This is a genomic window from Jatrophihabitans sp., assembly GCA_036399055.1.
In the GTDB taxonomy this organism is placed as follows: domain Bacteria; phylum Actinomycetota; class Actinomycetes; order Mycobacteriales; family Jatrophihabitantaceae; genus Jatrophihabitans_A.
Map to the genome: position 1 here is coordinate 47315 of DASWNX010000015.1, position 21179 is coordinate 68493.

Sequence of the window (21179 nt, forward strand, 5' to 3'; positions counted from 1 at the left end):
GGGCTTGTAAGCGCTCCCGCCTATTACCCTCCGAACATGCCTGTAGGGACTGTGGCGCGAATCCGTCGCCCGTCCGCGGCACCGGCCAGTCACCGTCGACTGACAAGGGAGTTCTCATCATGACGAGCACCGTCGTCCGCCTGGATACCGCCCCCACCGACCACTCCGGCCTGCTGCGCTGGGTACGAGAGACCGCTGAGCTGACCGAGCCCGACCAGATCGTGTGGTGCGACGGCTCGACCGAGGAGTGGAATCGGCTCACCGAGCAGCTCGTCGCGGCCGGCACCCTGATCCGGCTCGACGACGCCAAGAAGCCCAACTCCTTTTACGCCGCATCTGACCCCTCCGACGTCGCCCGGGTCGAGGACCGCACTTTCATCTGCTCGAAGGATCCTGCCGACTGCGGTCCCACCAACAACTGGATGGACCCCGACGACATGAAGGCGCTGCTGACCGAGCGGTTCCGGGGCTCGATGCGCGGTCGCACGATGTACGTCATCCCGTACTGCATGGGCCCCCTGACCGCCGACAAGCCGATGCTCGGCGTCGAGCTCACCGACTCGGCCTACGTGGTCGTCTCGATGCACATCATGACCCGGATGGGCTCCAAGGCCCTGGACCTGTTCGTCAAGGACGGGGTGGACCAGCCCTACGTCGCCGGCCTGCACTCACTCGGCGCGCCGCTGCTGGGACCCGACGCCGTCGACATCGCCTGGCCCTCCAACGAGACCAAGTACATCGTGCACTTTCCCGAGGACCGGCTGATCTGGTCCTACGGCTCGGGTTACGGCGGCAACGCCCTGCTGGGCAAGAAATGCCATTCGCTGCGGATCGCCTCGGCGCAGGCGCGGGGCGAGGGCTGGCTGGCCGAGCACATGCTGATCTTGAAGCTGACCAGCCCGCAGCAGAAGTCCTACTACATCGCCGCGGCGTTTCCCTCCGCGTGCGGCAAGACCAACCTGGCGATGCTCGATCCGACGCTGCCCGGCTGGAAGGTCGAGACCATCGGCGACGACATCGCCTGGATCCGGTTCGGCGAGGACGGCCGGATGTACGCGGTCAACCCTGAGAACGGCTTCTTCGGAGTGGCGCCGGGCACCGACTGGCACACCAACCCCAACGCGATGCGCACCATCGCCAAGGGCAACTCGCTGTTCACCAACGTCGCGCTCACCGACGACGGCGACATCTGGTGGGAAGGCATGGGCGAGCCGCCGGCGCACCTGACCGACTGGAAGGGCCGGGACTGGGCGCCGGACTCGGCCGAGGCGGCTTCGCACCCCAACTCCCGCTACTGCACGCCGATCGAGCAGTGCGACACCAAGGCCGCTGAGTGGGATGACCCGCAGGGCGTCCCGCTGGACGCGATCTTCTTCGGTGGCCGGCGGCGGGACACCATCCCGCTGGTGACCGAGGCCCGCGACTGGCAGCACGGCGTGTTCATGGGCGCCACCCTCTCTTCAGAGACCACCGCGGCCGCCGCCGGCAAGGTCGGCGTGGTCCGCCGGGACCCGATGGCCATGCTGCCCTTCATCGGCTACCACGCCGGGGACTACTTCGCGCACTGGATCGAGCTCGGCAAGAGCGCCGACGCCGTCAAGCTGCCCAAGATCTTCTATGTCAACTGGTTCCGCCGGGACGCCGACGGCGGGTTCTTGTGGCCCGGGTTCGGTGAGAACATCCGGGTGCTGAAGTGGGCGATCGAGCGGATCGAGGGCAGGGCCGCCGCCGTGGACACCCCCATCGGCCGGGTCCCCGCGCCCGACGCCCTCGATGTCGAGGGCCTTGAGCTGAGCCAGGACGAGCTGAGCCAGGCGCTGGCCGTCGATCCCGAGCAGTGGCGCGCTGAGATCCCGGCGATCGAGGAGTGGTTCGACAAGATCGGTGACAAGGTGCCGTCTTCGCTGCGTGACGAACTGGCCTCGCTCAAGCTCCGGCTGGGCTGAGCCCCGCACACGACTGGGCTTGAACCCCGCACACGAGGCAGACAGCAAACGCCCGAGGAGCCGACTGGCTCCTCGGGCGTTGCTGTCTGCTGTCTTACCGCGATCGGTCTGCTGTCTGACGTCCGGCAGAACCTCGGACAGGACTACGGGCAGGACTACGGGCGCTGCGGGAAGATCCCCTCCAGCGCGATGATGAAGGTGACGGTCAGGTAGGGCGGCATGTTGTTGTGCGGCTGGCTGCCACCGGTCGGCAGCACGGTTTGTGAGTTCATCAACATGTCGGGTTGCTGGCTCGAGTACAGGTTCTCGCCCACCCGGCCCTTAAGTGACTGTGCCCAGGTGGCGTTGGCAGGCGACGTGCTGGTGCCACTGTCGTCGAAGGCCAGGGCGGTGTGGGTGTGCAGCGGCATCTCGGAATTGATGAGGGTCACCGTCGAGGAGCCGCCCATCTCACCGAGCGTGCGTGGCGACAGCCCCGGGCCCTGGCCCTGCTGCATCGGGGCACTGCCCTGCAGGTTGGGCAACCCGAAGGTGACCCGGCCGTCGCCACCGTAGGTGACGCCCAGCAGCGCGAACAGCGCGGTGTTCTGCGAGATCGACATCAGCTGGCCGTTGCACAGCGCCCAGCCCCTGGGTGCGAAATTGCCGCCGAAGATCCTGATCTCGGCGAGGAATGGGTCAGTCACGGTCGCGCTCCGTCTCTAGTTCCGGCTCGGAAAGATGCCCACTAGGGCGATGACGTAGTTCAGCACCAGATAGGGCGCCTGGTTCTCGTGCGGCTGGCTGCTCCCGGTGTTGGCCACCGCCGCCGGGTTCATCGGCGTGTTCGGGGCGGGTGCGAAGGCTGCTGAGGGCGCGGTGGCCCAAATCGCGGCGGCCGGGCTGACACCGGGGTTCGATGCCGAGGAACGGGAGACTGCCGGGTGCACGTGGGCCGGCATCTCGTTGATCGTCAGGGTGTGCGCCACTTCGCCGGCGGCCTGGCCGACGTTGTAGGCGCCCTGGTTGACGCCCTGGTGCACCGGCATCCGGCCCTGCAGGTTGGGCAAGGCGAAGTTTGTCTGGCCGTTGCCGCCGTACATGGTGCCCAGGATCGAGAACAGCGCCTGGTTCTGGTTGATCGGCAGCAGTTGGCCGTTGCAGAACGCCCAGCCCCTGGGCGGGTAGGTGAACGAGATCAGCTTGATCTCGCCGATGTAGGGATCACTCATTGCGGTTCGCTCCGTCTCGAGGTCAGTTCGGGGGCGGGTAGATGCCCTCGGTCGCGATGATGAAATTGATCGCGAGGAAGGGCGGCATGTTCTCGTGCGGCTGATTGCCGCCGGACGGGCTCAGCGCGTTCGGCGCCATCGCCGCCGCGGGTGGCATGGGGCTGTAGTTCATGTTGGCGTAACTGGCCCAGAAGTTGTTGTTCGGCGACTGGCTGGAGGCGACTGCGGCGGCGACGGGCTGGTGGGTGTGGATAGGCAGCTGATTGCGGTTCAGGGTCACCGTCTCCGCGCCACCGGTCTGGCCCAGCGGGAAACCGCTGCCCACGTGGATCGGGATCCGGGACTGCAGGTTGGGCAGGGCGAAGCTCTGCTGGCCGTCGCCGCCGTAGGTGGTGCCGATCAGGTTGAACAGCGCGTCGTAGTCCGAGATGGGAAGCGTCTGGCCTTGGCAGAGCAGCCAGCCGACCGGCGCGAAATTACCGCCGAACATCCGGATCTCGCCGATGTAGGGATCACTCATGGCGCATTCTCATTCCTCCGTCAGTTGGTTGAAGACCGCGTGGAACTCCACGCCATCCGGTGTCTCACGTACGGGGACCAGGAAGACCGGTCTCGGGCCGAAGTCCTCGGCGCTGAGCAGGTAGGTGCCCTGCTCGCGCGGCGCGTTCGGGCCGGCCCGGAACAGCAGGCTGAATGACTGCGGCCCGCGGCGCTCGCACTCCAGCAGGACGCTCTCGATCACGTCCTGCTCACCGAAGCGCATCGTGAAGGACTGCCCCACCCGAGCGTGGTAGTCCTCGAACTCCTCGCTCGGCGGCTGGCTCATCGCGCGTCGGCTTGCTGCTTGATCGCGGCGTGCGGGGCAGTCACGGTGGCGTCGGGTGAGAATCTCAGCTCCAGGTAGCCATTGCCGAGGTCTCCGGGCTCCTTGGCCGCGTCGACGTTGGCGGGCACGAAGCCGAACTCGCGGTACAGCGCGATGGCCGGGGTGTTGGCGTGCCAGACCGAGAGTCCGACGCTCTTTCCGACAGCCGTGGCCCGCGCGAAGACGCGGCCGAGCACTGCTCGGGCCACGCCCTTGCGCCGGTGCTCGGCCAACACGGCGATGTCGAGCACCCGAAGCGCTTCGGTGTTCTCACTGAGCCAGCAGCTTCCGAACGCGACTTCGTCGCCGCCGTCGGGGTAGATCAGGTACTCAGCCGCGCCGGGATAAGCGCGGTACTGGGCTTGCCGGGCCTGGAACTGCATCTGGATCAGGCTGGCGTGGGCGCCGGGGTCAAGGCCCAGGCGGTCGTAGTCCGCGCAGTGCGCCTCGGTGAAGATTCGCAGGAGCAACGCCGCGTCCGAAGTCTGGGTAGGCCGCAGTGTGATGGTCAAATCCGCCACTAAGTCGCCTCATCGCTTAGGAAAGCGCGCGACCCGAGTGTCTTGGGCACCAGCGCCTCCTCGGTCTCTGATTCGGCTGGATGCGCGCCAGCTCGGGATCACCTACAAAAACTTGTAGTGATGCAAGCAGCTTTATAACACAAAGATCACCCTGTTTTGGGATTTTTATGTACCGTTTTGCCCAAAAATGCTAGTCTACGGTGTTAAAGTTCTGTGGCAAACCGGGTTACTTATTCCCCCGTATCTAGATACAGTTCGATCGCCCGTTGACATTTGCAGACGCATGCGTTACCGAGCGTGGTCGACCACCTCCATTTCATATTTGCAGCGAGGTAACACTCGCTACGGGGCACCGAAGGACATTTCATGCCGCACATCCGCTCGTCATCGTTTCCTGTCCTACTCGCACGCGCGGGTGTGGCGCTGGCATTGGCAGTGTCCGGTCAGGCGGTGTTCATGCCGACCGCCTCGGCCGCCACCCTGACTGTCACCTCGACGGCGGACGTGGCCACCAACTTCGGCGCCTGCGGCAACCCGGCCCAGACCACCTCGAGTGGAAGCCTGCGCGAGGCGGTCTGCGCGGCCAACAACGCCGGCGCCACCTCCTCCACGATCACCGTGGCGGCAGGCACGTACACCCTCGCCAACGGCGAGCTGCAGATGGGCAAGGTGTCCGGTAGCAACATCACCCTCACCGGCGCCGGCGCGGGCAGCACGGTCATCGACGGCAACAACGCGAGCCGGGTGTTCAACCTGGACCCGACCATCGTCGGCGGGGTGACCACCAGCATCTCCGGCGTCACCATCACCAACGGCGCCGTCACCACCTTCGGCGGGGCGGGCATCATCGCCGGGTCCGGAAACGCGGCCAACCGCGACACCCTGACGATCAGCAACTCCACGATCAGCAACAACGACGTCAACTCCGCGACCACCAACAAGTACGGCGGCGGCCTGCAGTTCTTCGGCGGCTCGCTGACCATCACCAACTCGACCTTCAGCGGCAACACCAGCGGGAGCAGCTCGGGTTCGGCCGTGGCGTACGCGAATCAGGACACCGCCTCCGGGGAGCAGCTGACCGTCTCCGGCGTCACCTTCAGCGGCAACAGCACCAACGCCTCCGTCGCCAACATCAACGTCGGTGGCGCGCTGCACCTCTCCGGTGTCTCCACTGCTCCCGCGAGGACCGTGACCAACAGCCGGTTCATCAACAACACGGTGGCCGGCAGCGGCACCGGCATCGCCCAGGGCGGCGGCATTTTCTCCGAGGGTGGCAGCCTCACCGTCACCGAGTCGACCTTCACCGGCAACTCCGTCACCGGCGGCGCCAACCGCTTCGGTGGCGGGATCTCGGTCATCGGCGGCACGGCCCAGGTGCACCACAGCCGGTTCACCGGAAACGTCGCCACCAACGGCTCTGGCGCGTCCCTGGGCGTCGCCAGCGGCGCCACCCTGAACGCCACCGACAACTGGTGGGGCTGCAACACCGGCCCGGGCACCGCGGGCTGTGACACCGCAGCCGGCAGCCCGACCGTCTCGCCGCGGCTGGTGCTGAGTGCGACCGCCAGCCCGTCCACCGTGGTCGGCCCGAACGCCACCTCGACCATCACCGCCGCGCTCACCCAGAACTCGGTCGGCTCGGCGATCGGCGCCGCCAACCTGGACGCCTTCGCCGGCCTGCCGATCGGCTGGAGTGACCCGTTGCCCAGCGGCGCCACCCTGGCGGCGGCGTCCTCGAACCTGAGTTCAGGTTCGACCAGCACCACCTACAACTCTCAGGCCAGCAGCGGTCCCGGTCACGTGCTCGCCACCCTGGACAACGGCACCGCGACCGCAACCGTCACCGTGAACCGGACGCCGGCCATCACCAGCGCCAACACGGCCGCCTTCACCGTCGGCACGGCCGGCTCGTTCACGGTGACCACCAGCGGCTACCCGGCGCCCGCGATCGGCCGGACCGGCACGCTGCCGGCCGGCATGACCTTCGTCGACAACGGCAACGGCACCGCGACCCTGTCGGGAACCCCGACCGCCGGCGGGTCCTTCCCGCTCAGCCTGACCGCGAGCAACGGGGTGAACCCGAACGCCACCCAGACGCTGACCGTCACCGTCAGCCAGGCGCCGGCCTTCACCAGCGCCAACACCGCCACCTTCACGACCGGCACGGCCGGATCGTTCACGATCACCACCACTGCCACCGCGTACCCGACGCCGGTCACGATCACCAAGACGGGCACCCTGCCGACCGGCCTGAGCTTCACCGACAACGGCAACGGCACGGCGACCCTGTCCGGCACGCCGGCCGCCGGGACCGGCGGGGCGTACTCGCTCAACCTGACCGCCTCCAACGGGGTCAACCCGAACGGCACCCAGACGCTGACGGTCAACGTCAACCAGGCGCCAGCGGTCACCACCAACCCCTCGGACCAGTCGGTCAACCCGGGCGCCTCGGTGAGCTTCACCGCCGCGGCGTCGGGCTTCCCGGCCCCGACGGTGCAGTGGCAGCGTTCGGTCGGCGGCGGCAGCTTCGCTGACATCGCCGGCGCGACCAGCCCCACCTACACCTTCACGGCGGCGGCCGGTGACAACGGCAATCAGTACCGGGCGGTGTTCACCAACTTGGTGAGCTCGGCGACCTCCACCGCGGCAAACCTGACGGTGTCCAGCGCGCCGACCATCAGCAGCGCCAACAGCACCTCGTTCGCGGTGGGGACGGCGGGCTCGTTCACCGTCACCACCAGCGGGTTCCCGAACCCGACGCTGACCACCACCGGCACCCTGCCGGCGTGGCTGAGCTTCACCGACAACGGCGACGGCACCGGCGCCCTGGCCGGCACCCCGCCGACCGGTAGCGGCGGCAACTACAGCTTCACCATCAACGCCGACAACGGCACCGCCCCATCGGACAGCCAGGCGTTCACCCTGACGGTGACCGAGTCGCCAACCATCACCAGCGCCGATCACGCCAGCTTCCAGGCCGGCACGGCAGGCAGCTTCCTGGTGACCACGGCGGCCGGCTTCCCGGTGGCGACCACGCTGAGCAAGACCGGCACGCTGCCGAGCGGCGTGACGTTCACCGACAACGGCAACGGCACGGCGAGCCTGGCGGGGACCCCGGCCGCCGGCACGGCTGGCAGTTACCCGATCACGATCAAGGCCAGCAACGGCGCCAGCCCGGACGCGAGCCAGAGCTTCACGCTGACGGTGGTGGAGTCGCCGGTGATCACCAGCGCCGACCACGCCACCTTCACAGTGGGCACGCCCGGGTCGTTCTCGGTCACCACCTCCGGCGGCGCGGGAACCACGGTGTCCTACACCGGCACGCTGCCCTCCGGGGTGAGCTTCACCCCGTCCGGTAGCGGCGCGAGCATCGCGGGCACCCCGGCCGCGGGCACCGGCGGCACGTACCCGATCACCATCACCGCCAGCGACGGCGTCACACCCGACAGCACCCAGAACTTCACGCTGACGGTCAACCAGCCGCCGGTGATCACCAGCGCCGACCACGACAGCTTCAGCCTGGGCGTGGCGGGCTCGTTCACGGTGACCACGGCTCCGGGAGTTCCGGCCGCCACGACGATCACCAAGACCGGGGCGTTGCCGGCCGGTGTCACCTTCACCGACAACGGCGACGGCACCGCCACCCTGGCCGGCACCCCGACCGCGGCCGGGTCCTTCCCGATCACTATCACCGCCAGCAACGGCGTCGCCCCGAATGACACTCAGTCGTTCACGCTGACGGTCAACCAGGCGCCGGACATCACCAGCGCCGACCACACCACGTTCGCGGTGGGCACGGCGGGCAGCTTCACGGTGACCACCAGTCCGGCCGCCGACACGGTGACCAAGACCGCCGGGACCCTGCCGGCCGGTGTGAGCTTCACCGACAACGGCGACGGCACGGCCACCCTGGCCGGCACGCCGGCGGCCGGGACCGGCGGGACGTACGCCCTGTCGTTCAAGGCGACTAACGCGACCGGGTTCAGCACCCAGTCCTTCACCCTCACGGTGAACGAGCTGGCCGGCATCACCAGCGCTGACCACGCTGCCTTCGTGATCGGCACGGCCGGCAGCTTCACGGTGACCACCACGGCCGGGTACCCGACGGCGACCACGATCACCAAGACCGGCGCCCTGCCGACAGGGGTGAGCTTCACCGACAACGGCGACGGCACGGCCACCCTGGCCGGCACGCCGGCTGCCGGGACCGACGGCAGCTACCCGCTGACGATCACCGCGACCAACGCGGCCGGCGCCCGCCAGCAGTCCTTCACCCTCACCGTGTCGCCGGCGAACGCCTCGCCGGTGATCACCAGCGCCGACCACGCCACGTTCACTTACGGCGTCGCGGGCAGCTTCACGGTGACCACCACGGCCGGGTACCCGACGGCCACCACGATCACCAAGACCGGCGCGTTGCCGGCCGGGGTGAGCTTCACCGACAACGGTGACGGCACCGCCACGATCGCCGGCGCCCCGACCGTGGCCGGAAGCTTCGCGATCACCATCACGGCCAGCAACGGGGCCAGCACCGACGCGACCCAGTCGTTCACGCTGACGGTCACCAAGAAGCCGGTCATCACCAGCGGCAACGCGACCACGTTCGCGATCGGCACGGCGGGCGCCTTCACGGTGACCACCACGGCCGGCTACCCGACACCGACGACGCTGTCGGCGACCGGGACGCTGCCCTCGGGCGTGACGTTCACCGACAACGGCGATGGCACCGCCACGCTGGCCGGCACGCCGGCGGCCGGCACGACCGGCAGCTACCCGCTGACCATCGGCGCCAGCAACACCGCCGGCACCACCCAGCAGGCGTTCACCCTGACGGTGCAGCCGGCGAACTCCTCGCCGGTGATCACCAGCGCCGACCACGCCACCTTCACCAAGGGCGCGGCGGGCAGCTTCACGGTGACCACCACGGCCGGCTACCCGACGGCCACCACGATCACCAAGACCGGCACGCTGCCGGCCGGGGTGAGCTTCACCGACAACGGCAACGGGACTGCCACGATCGCCGGCACCCCGACGGTCGCGGGCGCGTTCACTATCACCATCACGGCCAGCAACGGGGCCACGGCTAACGCCACCCAGAGCTGGACGCTGACCGTCAACGCGCCGCCGGTGATCACCAGCGCCAACACCGTCACGTTCACCTCAGACGTCGCGGGGCAGAGCTTCACGGTCACCACGACCGCCGGGTACCCGACCGCCACCACCATCACCGAGACCGGCGCCCTGCCGGCCGGGATGACCTTCACCGACAACGGCAACGGCACCGCGACCATCGCCGGAACCCCGTCGGTGACCGCCAGCGCCAACTACCCGCTGGTCATCACGGCCAGCAACGGCATCTCACCCAACGCCACCCAGAACTTCACGCTCAAGGTGACCAAGGTGGCCGCGGTCGCGCTGCCGGCCTCCAAGCCGAAGCCGGCCGGCAAGCTGGGCGGCGTGCCGTCGAAGATCTACGTCAACCAGGTGATCACGGTTACCGGCACCGGCTACAAGCCGGGGGCGCCGATCGAGCTCGGCTGGTACTACAGCAGCAGCGGCAAGGCAATGAAGCTGACGGTGCTCGCCCGGGGATTCGCCAACGCTGCCGGCAACTTCAGCATCACCCTCACGGTGCCCAACAACACCGGCTCCAAGACGATGATGTCGGCTGGCCTCGGTTCGGACGGCAAGGCGCGATACCTGAGCGCCGAGACGGTGGTCAACCCGCCCTTGGGCACTAGCACCGGAACGACCAACCCGATCCTCGGCACGAGCACTGGCGGCGGGGGACTGACTGGCGGCGGGGGCTCAACTGGTGGCGGCGGGCTAGCTGGTGGCGGGGGGCTGGCCAACACCGGCCTGGGCGTCAATCAGCGTGCCTCGGCTGCCTCAGCGGGGGCGCTGGCGCTGACCGGACTCGCGCTGATGTTCTTCAGCCGTCGCCGCCGCACCGAGGACAAGTAGAGACGCAGCGAGGACAGGTAGCACTGAGCCGAGGCTGAACCAGCCTGGCTGAGCCGGTGATCGACCCGGCCCCGTGACCACACGGGGCCGGGTCGATCGCCGTTGGGTGGTCGAGCCGTGGTGTCGAGGGGCCTAGTCGATGGTGGGCGCCCATCGCCGCACGGTGGAAAGCCGCACGGTGGAAAAGCCGCACGGCAGCAAGCCGCACGGCGGAAAATAAGTTGCGGGCAGGTCTAGCGTTGACAAATCGTGAGTGACGATCCGCTACTGCTGGCCGAACGACGGCACCTGATCGAGTCACTGGCCTGCCTGGAGCAGATGCGTGAGGCGGCCGACCGGATAGCCGACTACGGCGTGGACGCCCTGGCCAGTGAGAGTCTGGGCCGGCTGCGTGCCGACCGGTTGCTGCAGCTGTCGGCTGACAGCGCCGCGCCCCTGTTCTTCGGCCGCACCGACCGTGACGCCGACAGCCAGCACCCGGCCGGCGAGGTGTTCCACATCGGCCGCCGGCACATCCGCGACAGCTCCGGCGATCCGATGGTGATCGACTGGCGGGCGCCGATCGCCCGGCCGTTCTACCGGGCCAGCACCGCTGACCGCCAGGGCGTCCGGCTGCGGCGGCGGTTCGGCTTCGCCGACGGCGACCTGACCTCCTTCGAGGACGAGCACCTGGACGCCGGTGAGGAGCTGGGGCTGGCCTCGGACCTGCTGCGCGGTGAGATCGAGCGGCCGCGGGTCGGTCCGATGCGCGACATCGTGGCCACCATCCAGCCCGATCAGGACGAGCTGGTGCGCGCCGACCTGGACACGTCGCTGTGCATTCAGGGCGCCCCCGGCACCGGCAAGACCGCGGTGGGGCTGCACCGGGCGGCCTACCTGCTCTACAGCTACCCGGAGCGGCTGCGCCGGTCAGGGGTGCTGGTGGTGGGGCCGAACTCGGCGTTCCTGCGTTACATCGCCCAGGTGCTGCCTGCCCTGGGCGAGAACGGCATCCAGCAGAGCACCGTCGACCAGCTGGTCTCTGACCTGCCGGCACGCGGCAGCGAGCCGGTGCCGGTCGCGATCCTCAAAGGCGACGCCCGGATGGCCGAGCTGCTGCGGCGAGCGGTGTTCAGCCACATCGCCAAGCCGACAGAGGACGTGGTGCCGATCGTGGGCACCCGTCGGCACCGGATCGCGGTGGAGCGGCTGCGTCGCTATGTCGATGACGCGCGCCGGAGCATGGCCGCAGGCGAGCTCCGCTGGGACAGCGCCCGTGAGCGGCTGCGGCAGCTGCTGGCTCAGGACGTCCGGCGCCAGCGCGAGGACGCCGGTGGCGCGCCCTCGGACGCCGAGACGGCCAAGGTGGCCCGCAGCGTCGCAGTCCGGGAGTTCCTCGACTCGGTGTGGCCGGCGCTGGACCCGCGCGCCGTGCTGGTGAGGCTCTACACCGAGGGAGAGTTCGCCCGCCGCTGCGCCGGCGGCCAGTTCAGCGCCGAGGAGCTGGACCTGCTCAGCTGGGCCGCGGCAGCTCAGCCGGCGCCGGTCAGGCAGCCGGCCAAGCGGACGAGGGCCGCCGACTACGCCAGGTTCACACCGGCTGACCTGGTGTTGCTCGACGAGCTGGCCGGGCTGATCACCGGCGTCGACGGCTACGTCCATGTCGTGGTCGACGAGGCTCAGGATCTGTCCCCGATGCAGTGCCGGGCGGTGGCTCGCCGGTGCCCGCTCGGCTCGCTGACCGTGCTGGGCGACCAGGCTCAGACCACCGCGCCCTGGGCAGCCGGCTCCTGGCCGGCGGCGCTGGCCCACCTGGGCCACCCGGCGGCTCAGATCAAGCCGCTGACGATTGGCTACCGGGTGCCCGCCGAGGTGCTGCAGGTCGCCAACCGGTTGCTGCCGCACATCGCCGCTGACGTGCCGCCCGCGTCCTCGATCCGGGCCGGTGACCAGGCGTTGAGCTACGGCGCCGACCTGGTCGAGGCGCTGCGACGCTGTCTGGCTGCCGAGGGGTCGATCGCGGTGATCGCGCCCGACGCCCGGGTGGCCGGGGTGCTGGCCGAGCTGGCCGCGGCCGGCGTTCGGGCCGCCGCGGTGGACCAGGAGGCCGCGGGCCGGGTCACGGTGGTCCCGGCGACGGCGGCCAAGGGCCTGGAGTTCGACTCGGTGGTGCTGCTGGAGCCAGCCGAGATCGTGGCCGCCGAGCCGAGCCGGCTGGCCGGCCTGCGCCGGCTCTACGTCTGCTGGACCAGGGCGGTGTCGCGGCTGGCCGTCGTGCACAGCCAGCCACTGCCGGCGGAGCTGGCCGGCTGAGCGCGCCGCTGGACCTGCGCGCCCGGCTCAGCCCTGGGTGATGTAGCTCTCAAGCTGGCCCTGGGCCTGCTCGAGGTCGGCGATCCTGGCCGCCACCACGTCGCCGATCGTGACGATGCCCGACAGCTCGCCCTCGGTGAGCACCGGCATGTGGCGGATGCGCCGCTCGGTCATCGCCGCGGCGATGTCGTCCACCTTGTCCGTCGGGCCGCAGCTGATCACCGAGGTGGTCATCAGCTCCGAGACCGACAGGTCCAGCACCTGGCCGCCGGTCTGGTGCAGCCGGCGCACCACGTCGCGCTCGGAGACGATGCCGACCGTCTGGCCGTCCTCGACCACGATCAGCGCTCCGATCTTGTGCTCGGCCAGGCTGGCCACAAGTTCGGTCACCGTCGCGTCGGCGGAGATGGTGACGACGGTCGAACCTTTGCGCCGCAAGATATCGGAGATGAGCATCTGGCCTCCTGGTTGGTCGCTGGTTGGCCCCCGAGCACAGACGCTAGTGCAGTGCTGCCAGCCTCGAAAGTCTCCACCAGCCCCGCGCCTGGCAGACCTGACCTACCCCGGGCACGGAATTCACCGCCATCGCGCGTCGGTGTTACCGTCCGGTAGCCAGAGCGGCCCACAGCTGCGGGTAGTTCATGCGACTATGAGGCACGCAGTCACCACGGGTGCTCGCCATCCTTGAGCTCGCCCGGGGCCAGACTCGCCAGAAAATAACATCATTGCGCCTGGCAGAGCCGCCTCAGCCAGGCCAGGCAAGCCAGACGGCACCCGCGGTGATCCCGCGGCCGGTGCTCGAGACGCGAGGAGACCTGATGTCGCTGCATGGAGGCGTCCCCCCGGAGCCGGACCTGGTCCAGCTCCTGACTCCCGAAGGCGTCCGGGTGGAGCATCCGGACTTTCCGCTTTCCATCACCGACGACGAGATCACCTCGCTGTACCGCGACCTGGTGCTGGTCCGCCGCTTCGACGCCGAGGCCACCGCGCTGCAGCGGCAGGGTGAGCTGGGACTGTGGGCGTCCTGCCTCGGCCAGGAAGCCGCCCAGGTCGGCGCCGGACGGGCGCTGCGCACCCAGGACATGGCGTTTCCGACCTACCGCGAGCACGGGGTGGCCTGGTGCCGCGATGTCGACCCGGTGACCCTGCTGGGAATGTTCCGGGGGGTCAGCCTCGGCGGCTGGAACCCGAACGAGAACAACTTCAACCTCTACACGATCGTGCTGGGCGCTCAGACCCTGCACGCGGTCGGCTATGCGATGGGCGTGGCCCGCGACGGCGCGGTGGGCTCGGGCGAGCCTGACCGCGACACCGCCGTGATGGCCTTCTTCGGTGACGGAGCCTCCAGCCAGGGCGACGTGAACGAGGCCTTCATCTGGGCGGCGGCGGGAAACCTGCCGGTGGTGTTCTACTGCCAGAACAACCAGTGGGCGATCTCGGAGGCCGTCGAGCGCCAGAGCCGGGTGCCGCTGTTCCAGCGCGCCTCCGGTTTCGGCTTTCCAGGCATCCGGATCGACGGCAACGACGTGCTGGCCTGCCTGGCGGTCAGCCGGCTAGCGCTGGACGAGGCGCGCTCGGGCCAGGGCCCGACGCTGATCGAGGCCTACACCTACCGCATGGGCGCGCACACCACCTCCGACGACCCGACTCGCTACCGGCTGACCGACGAGCTGGAGACCTGGCGGCTGCGCGACCCGGTCGAGCGGGTGCGTGCCTACCTGGTGCGCGAGGCGGGCATCGGCCAGGACTTCTTCGACGGCCTGGACGCCGAGTCAGAGGCGCTGGCGGAGCGGATCCGCGAGGCTTGCCGCACGCTGGAGGACCCCGGTCCGCTGTCACCGTTCGACCATGTCTACGCGGAGCAGACCGATGAGCTGGCAGAGCAGCGGGCCGGCTACGCCGAGTACCTGAACTCCTTCGAGGAGGCCCGATGAGCGAGCATCGCAGCGAAGCGAGGAGCGGAGCGAGTTCAGCGATGAGCGCTCGCGCGAAGAGCCAGAGACGCATGAGCGAGCATCGCAGCGGAGCGAGGAGCGGAGCGAGTTCAGCGATGAGCGCTCGCGCGAAGAGCGAGGAGGCCCGATGAGCACCATGAGCATGGCCGCGGCGCTGAACGCGGCGCTGCGCAACCGGATGGAAGCCGACCCCAAGGTGCTGGTGATGGGGCTGGACGTCGGCAAGCTCGGCGGCGTCTTCCGGATCACCGACGGCCTGCAGAAGGACTTCGGCGAGGACCGGGTGATCGACGCGCCGCTCGGCGAGTCCGGCATCCTGGGCTCGGCGGTCGGGCTGGCGATCCGCGGCTACCGGCCGGTCTGTGAGATCCAGTTCGACGGCTTCGTCTACCCGGCCTTCGACCAGATCGTCTGTCAGCTGGCCAAGTTCCACAACCGGTCCCTCGGCCAGGTGAAGATGCCGATCACCGTCCGGATCCCCTACGGAGGCGGGATCGGGGCGGTGGAGCACCACTCGGAGTCCCCGGAGGCCTATTTCGCCCACACCGCCGGGTTGAAGGTGGTGACCTGCTCCAACCCCTCGGACGCCTACTGGATGCTGCGCCAGTCCATCGAGTGCGATGACCCGGTGATCTTCTTCGAGCCCAAGCGCCGGTACTGGGCCAAGGGCGAGGTCGACACCGACGCCACGCCCGCGGCGCTGCACAAGGCGCACGTGATCCGTCCCGGGCGCGACGCCACGCTGGTCGCCTACGGTCCGATGGTCGCCACCGCGCTGGACGCCGCCCGCGCCGCTGCCCAGGACGGTTCAGAACTCGAGGTCATCGACCTGCGCTCGCTGTCGCCGCTGGACACCGACACCGTGGTGCAGTCGGTGCAGAAGACCGGCCGGCTGGTCATAGTGCACGAGGCCTCGGTGACCCTGGGCATGGGCGCTGAGGTCGCGGCCCGGGTGCAGGAGCGGGCCTTCTTCTCACTCGAGGCGCCGATCCTGCGGGTCGGCGGCTTCGACACCCCGTACCCGGCCAGCCGCATCGAAGAGGAGTGGCTGCCCGACGTCGACCGTATCCTCGACGCCGTCGACCGCGCCCTGGCCTACTAGCGCGCCTGCCGTACCGCGCCAGACAAGCCGCACGAGCCCCACAGAGCCGACACCGCTCACTGAGCTGATTCCAGGAGAGACCGCAATCGTGGCTGAGCTGAAGCAATTCAAACTTCCCGACGTAGGGGAAGGGTTGACCGAGGCCGACATCCTGCGCTGGGACGTCAAGGTCGGCGATCCGGTGGTCGTCAACCAGGTGCTGGTCGAGGTCGAGACCGCCAAGGCAGCGGTGGAGCTGCCCTCGCCCTATGCCGGCGTGGTGCACGAGATCCACTTTGAAGAGGGCGTCACCGTCGATGTCGGCCAGCCGATCATCACTCTCAAGGTGGGCAGCGGAGAGCTGACCGGCGGGCCGGCCGGCAGCAGCCAGCCGCCTCCGGCCGTCCCCGAGACTCCAGTCGGTGGAGGCGCTGAGGACCTGATTCCGACGCCGCCACCGGACGGCGGTGTCGACGGCACCGCCTCCAACGGCGCAGGCGCCGCAGCCGGCGGTGAGCGGCAGGCCGTGCTGGTGGGCTACGGCGTCTCCGGTGAGCGCGGCCGGCGGCGCAAGCGCGAGCAGCCTTCGGCCGCGGTGCCGGCGCCCACAGCCAACGAGGCGTTCAACCTGACTCCGGGCACGGGCGCGGCGACCGCCGTCCTCAGCCCGCACCGCGGGGTGCTGGCCAAGCCGCCGGTCCGCAAGCTCGCCAAGACCTTGGGCGTCGACCTCGGCGCCGTGGTGGCGACCGGCCCGAACGGCACCATCACGCGCGCCGACGTCGAGCAGGCCGTCAGCACCCCCGTCGCGGCCATCGCCGTGCCGGCCCGCGACGCTGAGACCCGCATCCCGATCAAGGGTGTGCGCAAGCACACCGCCGCCGCGATGGTCGCCTCCGCGTTCACCGCGCCGCACGTCACCGAGTTCGTCACCGTCGACGTCAGCGAGATGATGGACCTGCGCAAGCGGATCGGCGCCCGGCCCGAGTTCGCCGGCGTCAAGGTCTCGCCGCTGCTGTTCGTCGCCCGAGCGGTGCTGTGGGCCGCCAAGCGAACTCCGATCATCAACTCCACCTGGGACGAGGCAGCCGGGGAGATCGTGATCAAGCACTACGTCAATCTGGGCATCGCGGCGGCCACCGAGCGGGGCCTGATCGTGCCCAACATCAAGGGCGCGGAGTCGATGTCACTGCTGGAGCTGGCTCAGGCGATGGGCACGCTCACCGACACCGCCCGGGCCGGCAAGACCTCACCGGCCGACATGAGCGGCGGCACCTTCACCATCACCAACATCGGGGTGTTCGGCATAGACACCGGCACTCCGATCCTGAACCCCGGCGAGGCCGCGATCCTGGCCTTCGGCGCGATCCGCCGGCAGCCGTGGGTGGTGGGCGCCGGAGACGACGAGCGCATCGAGCCGCGCTGGGTCACCCAGCTGGCGATCTCGTTCGACCACCGCTCGGTGGACGGCCAGCAGGGCTCGCAATTCCTCGCCGACGTCGCGGCGGTGCTGCGCGACCCCGGCCTGGCACTGCTCTAGGCCAATGCGGCCTCGATAGCCGCGACCACCTCGGCGGACTCCGGCGTGGTGGCCGGGGCGAACCGGGCCACCACCTGTCCGGACGGGTCGATCAGGAACTTCTCGAAGTTCCACCGGATGTCCCCGGTGTAGCCCTCGGCGTCGGGCACGTCGACGAGTTCGGCGTACAGCGGGTGCCGTTGCGGGCCGTTGACCTGGACCTTCTCGGTCAGCGGAAAGGTGACTCCGTACGTGGTGGAGCAGAACTGCGCGATCTGCTCGCTGCTGCCCGGCTCCTGGCCGTTGAACTGGTTGCACGGCACTCCCAGGACGGTGAAGCCTCGGTCTGCGAACTGACGCTGCAACCACTCCAAGCCCTCGTACTGCGGAGTGAGCCCGCACTGAGAGGCGACGTTGACAACCAGGGTGGTGACGCCGGGTTGGGGCGCGAGGGTGGCCGCGCTGTCGGCGCCGGTTGCCTGCGGGGCGATCAACGGGGCTATCTGCACATCTGAGATCGACATGCGGGCCAGCCTAGCCAGCGCGGGCCCAGCCCCGGCCCACGCCTGTCTCAGGCGGCTGCCGGTAGGCGCCCAGCCCGCCGGCGGAATATCTGGCCGAGCTAATGGCGTTAGGCATAACGTGGTCAGCAGGTTGGATCTGTTAAGAGAATCTGATATGCTGGTTAACAGATCGAGGCAGCACGGCCCAGCTGGACGAACGAAGCTTGACGTACGATCGCCCGCCCAGCCAGCCCCGATGAAGACAGCGACGTCACTCATCAGGCCGCAAGGCAGTAGGGAGCTCGAAATGGACATCAAGCGGAAGTTCCGTGCACGGCGGGCATACCGGCAGTACGAGCGCGCGCTAGTGAGCGCGTCGCCGGCGATGCGCAGCGAACTGCTGGCGATGGCAGCACACCAGAACTACCACGGCCAGCAGAAGTCCTACAGCGCCTGAGCGCTCAGGCCGCGCCAGCCGCAGCCGCCAGGACACCAGGCCCGTCCGGTCATCCTCACCGATGCCGGACGGGCCTTCGCCGTCTGGCCGGCAGGTTGCTCTCCTAGCGGCTCAGACCAGCCGGCTCAGACCAGCCGGCTCAGACCAGCACGGCGGGGTCGCCCGCGCGCACGGTCCCGCCTCGCAGCACGTCGACCGTCATCCCGAGCATCAGCTGGTGCTGGTCGCCCAGCAGCTTCAGGATCCGGCCGTCCGGGCCGAGCGCGCCCTGGGCCATATCCACCATCACGCAGCGCACCATGCCGGCGTCAAGCCGGAGGACGACATCCTCACCGAGGCGCAGTTCGCGACCGTCCCAGTCGTCCTCGACGAAACCGGCGCCCGGCACGTCCAGCACCACGTTGGGGCGAAACCGGTCCACGTCGACGGGCTCACCGAGCAACTGTGAGAGTGCGCGCAGGGCGGCGGTGGTGATCAGGTGCAGCCCCGAGTCGTCGAAGTGCGGCACGTCTGTCTCGCGGCCCAGCCGCAGTGGCCGGCGCAGCGCGTCGCTGAGCAACTCGGCGGCCTGCGGGTCATCGGCTGAGAACCGCTGCCCGGTCGGCGACTCGATCAGTGGGACCGGCCCGTCCAGGGTGGCTTGGTAGCCGAGCAGGCCGTCGACCCGGCGAAACCGCCGGCTGGTCTTGCCGCTGCCGAGGCCGCCGTCGGGCGTGTAGACCGCCCACTGCCGGTCACCGACGATGCCCCGGCCGTCGATTTCCGCAGTCGTCAGCCGCTCACCGCGCATCGACTTCACCGGATATCGGGCCAGTAGCGAGACGGCGCCGACCTGGCCGGTCGTTGGTCGCATCCGCATATGGTGCCATCTCGGGCTCGACTGTGGTTCCAGCGGCGGGCGCGGCAGACTGTACCGGTGACGACGGCCAGACAAGCGCGGGTGCGGGCTCCGGAGTTTCCCTCGGGCAGCTGGTTCAACGTGGGCGCGCCGTTGAGCCTGAAACAGCTGCGCGGCAAGATCGTGCTGCTGGACTTCTGGACGTTCTGCTGCGCCAACTGCCTGCATGTGATCGAGGAGTTGCACACCCTGGAACGGGATTTCGGCGACGAGCTGGTCATCATCGGCGTGCACTCGCCCAAATTCGAGCACGAGAAGTCCGACCACGCGGTGGCTGCGGCGACCGAGCGCTACGGGGTGGCGCACCCGGTGTTCAACGATCCCGAGCTGCACCTGTGGCAGCAGTACGCGGTCCGAGCCTGGCCGACGCTGGTGCTGATCGATCCGGACGGCTACGTCGTGGCCCAGGCCGCCGGCGAGGGCCAGGCCAGCGGGCTCGCCCTGATCGTCGAGGAGCTGATCGCGCGTTACGACGCGGCCGGCGCGCTGCGCCGCGGCGACAACCCCTACCGCCCTGCCGAGCCCAGCCCCGGCGCGCTGCGGTTTCCGGCCAAAGCGATCCGGCTGGGCGGCGCAACGCCGGACGGCAGGTTGCTGATCGCTGACAGCGGGCACCATCAACTGGTCGAGACCGAGCTGGACGGCGCCACCGTGCGGCGCCGCATCGGCTCAGGCGAACGGGGCAAGGGCGGCCAGCGGTTGGCCGAGCCGAACGGGCTCACCCAACTGCCCGCCGACGTGGCCGCCGAGGTGGGGTTCGACATCGTGGTGGCCGACACCGCCAACCATCAGCTGCGCGGCGTCCGGTCAGCCGACGGCAGCATCACCCACACCGTGGACCTGGCCGCAGGCCTCGCCGGGACCACCACCGTGACCGGCCCGGTGCCGGCGGTGCTGTCGCCCTGGGACGTGGCCTGGTGGCCTGCGATCGGTCAGGTGGCGATCGCCGCCGCGGGGGTGCACCTGCTACTCGGCTGGCAGCCGCGCACCGGGGTTCTGAGCATCCTGGCCGGAACCACCGTCGAAGGCCTGAAGGACGGTCCGGCGGCCGACGGCTGGCTGGCTCAGCCGTCCGGGCTGGCCGTGCAGGGGGACAAGCTCTGGTTCGCCGACTCGGAGAACTCCGCGCTGCGCTACCTGGACACCGACGGCCGGCTGCACACCGTCGTCGGCGAGGGGCTGTTCGACTTCGGCCACCGCGACGGCCCGGCGGGCCAGGCCCGATTGCAGCACCCGTTGGGGCTGGCCGTCCTCGACGACGGCTCGATCGCGATCGCCGACACCTACAACGGCGCGATCCGCCGCTACGACCCGGCCACCGACCTGCTCAGCACGCTGGCAGGAGAGCTGGCCGAGCCCTCCGGGCTCGTGATGGTGGACGGCGAGCTGGTGGTGGTCGAGTCCGGCGCCCACCAGCTGGTACGGCCGGTCACCGCCGGCCAGCTGAGCCAGGTGCTCGGCGCCGCGCTGCAGACCCGCCGCCCGGTCACGGAGCTGGCCGCCGGCAAGCTCGAGTTGACGGTGGAGTTCACGCCGCCGCCGGGCCGCAAGCTCGACGATCGGTACGGCCCCTCGACGCAGCTGACGGTCAGCGCCTCACCGCCGGAGCTGCTGTCCGACGGCGCCGGTTCGACGATCGAGCTGGCGCGGACGCTGGTGCTGACCGGCCCGCCCGGTCGCGAGGGCGTCCTGCACATCACCGCGCAGGCCGCCTCGTGTGACTCTGACCCTGCCGTCGAGCACCCGGCCTGCCACCTGGCCCGGCAGGACTGGGGGGTTCCCATCCGGTTGAGCCAGGACGGCAGCGCGCAGCTGCACTTGCCGCTCCTGGGCTAGCGAGGCCGGGTTAGCCGCCGGCGAGCCTCGCCGGGCCAGCAGCCGTCTCACGGTGGTGCTCTGGCGCCTGTGATCGCCTTCACCGCGGTTTCTCTGCGACGCCGGCAAGCGGCTGACAGCCAGGCAACGCC

The 21179-nt window shown here is 69.5% G+C and carries 16 protein-coding genes; 8 read left to right on the forward strand and 8 right to left on the reverse strand.

From position 1 onward, the window contains the following. The first annotated feature begins 119 nt into the window (after positions 1-119). Positions 120-1946 (forward strand): phosphoenolpyruvate carboxykinase (GTP), encoded by a 1827-nt coding sequence (locus VGB75_04695; GenBank protein HEY0166322.1) that lies wholly within the window; start codon positions 120-122, stop codon positions 1944-1946. Positions 1947-2101: 155 nt separating this feature from the next. Here the strand turns inward: VGB75_04695 and VGB75_04700 are convergent, their stop codons facing one another. The 5 genes from VGB75_04700 to VGB75_04720 are packed head-to-tail and all read right to left on the reverse strand — an operon-like array spanning position 2102 to position 4534. Next, positions 2102-2632: a tail fiber protein gene (locus VGB75_04700; GenBank protein HEY0166323.1), complete on the reverse strand. Its 531-nt coding sequence runs from the start codon at positions 2630-2632 to the stop codon at positions 2102-2104. Between the two features lie 15 nt (positions 2633-2647). Further along, positions 2648-3157 (reverse strand): tail fiber protein, encoded by a 510-nt coding sequence (locus VGB75_04705; GenBank protein ID HEY0166324.1) that lies wholly within the window; start codon positions 3155-3157, stop codon positions 2648-2650. A 22-nt stretch (positions 3158-3179) separates the two neighbouring features. Continuing rightward, complete coding sequence (locus VGB75_04710) at positions 3180-3677, reverse strand: tail fiber protein (GenBank protein ID HEY0166325.1); 498 nt, start codon at positions 3675-3677, stop codon at positions 3180-3182. A gap of 9 nt (positions 3678-3686) precedes the next feature. Next, positions 3687-3983, reverse strand: coding sequence for a hypothetical protein (locus tag VGB75_04715; protein HEY0166326.1), 297 nt, complete (start codon positions 3981-3983; stop codon positions 3687-3689). Continuing rightward, positions 3980-4534 carry a GNAT family N-acetyltransferase gene (locus VGB75_04720; GenBank protein ID HEY0166327.1) on the reverse strand — a complete coding sequence of 185 codons (555 nt, stop codon included), beginning with the start codon at positions 4532-4534 and terminating at the stop codon, positions 3980-3982. Before VGB75_04720 ends, VGB75_04715 begins: the two co-directional genes overlap by 4 nt. 375 nt (positions 4535-4909) lie before the next feature. Between VGB75_04720 and VGB75_04725 the strand changes: the two genes are divergently transcribed. Beyond that, positions 4910-10507, forward strand: a complete 5598-nt coding sequence (locus tag VGB75_04725; protein HEY0166328.1) for a putative Ig domain-containing protein — start codon at positions 4910-4912, stop codon at positions 10505-10507. A gap of 249 nt (positions 10508-10756) precedes the next feature. Beyond that, positions 10757-12799 (forward strand): AAA family ATPase, encoded by a 2043-nt coding sequence (locus VGB75_04730; protein ID HEY0166329.1) that lies wholly within the window; start codon positions 10757-10759, stop codon positions 12797-12799. A 27-nt stretch (positions 12800-12826) separates the two neighbouring features. On the opposite strand, the gene VGB75_04735 is transcribed toward VGB75_04730, so the two are convergent. Beyond that, positions 12827-13255, reverse strand: coding sequence for a CBS domain-containing protein (locus VGB75_04735; protein HEY0166330.1), 429 nt, complete (start codon positions 13253-13255; stop codon positions 12827-12829). 362 nt (positions 13256-13617) lie between these two features. On the opposite strand from VGB75_04735, the gene VGB75_04740 reads away from it, so the two are divergent. The 3 genes from VGB75_04740 (at position 13618) to VGB75_04750 (ending at position 17375) form a co-directional block, all read left to right on the forward strand. Next, the gene (locus tag VGB75_04740; protein ID HEY0166331.1) at positions 13618-14733 is read left to right on the forward strand and encodes a thiamine pyrophosphate-dependent dehydrogenase E1 component subunit alpha; all 1116 of its coding nucleotides are present in this window, start codon (positions 13618-13620) and stop codon (positions 14731-14733) included. Positions 14734-14881: 148 nt separating this feature from the next. Further along, positions 14882-15856, forward strand: coding sequence for an alpha-ketoacid dehydrogenase subunit beta (locus tag VGB75_04745; protein HEY0166332.1), 975 nt, complete (start codon positions 14882-14884; stop codon positions 15854-15856). Positions 15857-15944: 88 nt separating this feature from the next. Beyond that, positions 15945-17375 (forward strand): dihydrolipoamide acetyltransferase family protein, encoded by a 1431-nt coding sequence (locus VGB75_04750; protein HEY0166333.1) that lies wholly within the window; start codon positions 15945-15947, stop codon positions 17373-17375. Here the strand turns inward: VGB75_04750 and VGB75_04755 are convergent. Further along, positions 17372-17878: a glutathione peroxidase gene (locus tag VGB75_04755; protein HEY0166334.1), complete on the reverse strand. Its 507-nt coding sequence runs from the start codon at positions 17876-17878 to the stop codon at positions 17372-17374. The genes VGB75_04750 and VGB75_04755 overlap by 4 nt on opposite strands. Before the next feature lie 286 nt (positions 17879-18164). Between VGB75_04755 and VGB75_04760 the strand changes: the two genes are divergently transcribed. Further along, on the forward strand, positions 18165-18314 hold the full coding sequence (locus VGB75_04760; protein ID HEY0166335.1) for a hypothetical protein: 150 nt from the start codon (positions 18165-18167) through the stop codon (positions 18312-18314). Between the two features lie 139 nt (positions 18315-18453). Here VGB75_04760 and VGB75_04765 read toward each other — a convergent pair whose 3' ends face one another. Further along, on the reverse strand, positions 18454-19167 hold the full coding sequence (locus VGB75_04765; protein HEY0166336.1) for an MOSC N-terminal beta barrel domain-containing protein: 714 nt from the start codon (positions 19165-19167) through the stop codon (positions 18454-18456). Between the two features lie 63 nt (positions 19168-19230). On the opposite strand from VGB75_04765, the gene VGB75_04770 reads away from it, so the two are divergent. Next, positions 19231-21048: a thioredoxin-like domain-containing protein gene (locus VGB75_04770; protein HEY0166337.1), complete on the forward strand. Its 1818-nt coding sequence runs from the start codon at positions 19231-19233 to the stop codon at positions 21046-21048. The last annotated feature ends 131 nt before the right edge of the window (positions 21049-21179 follow it).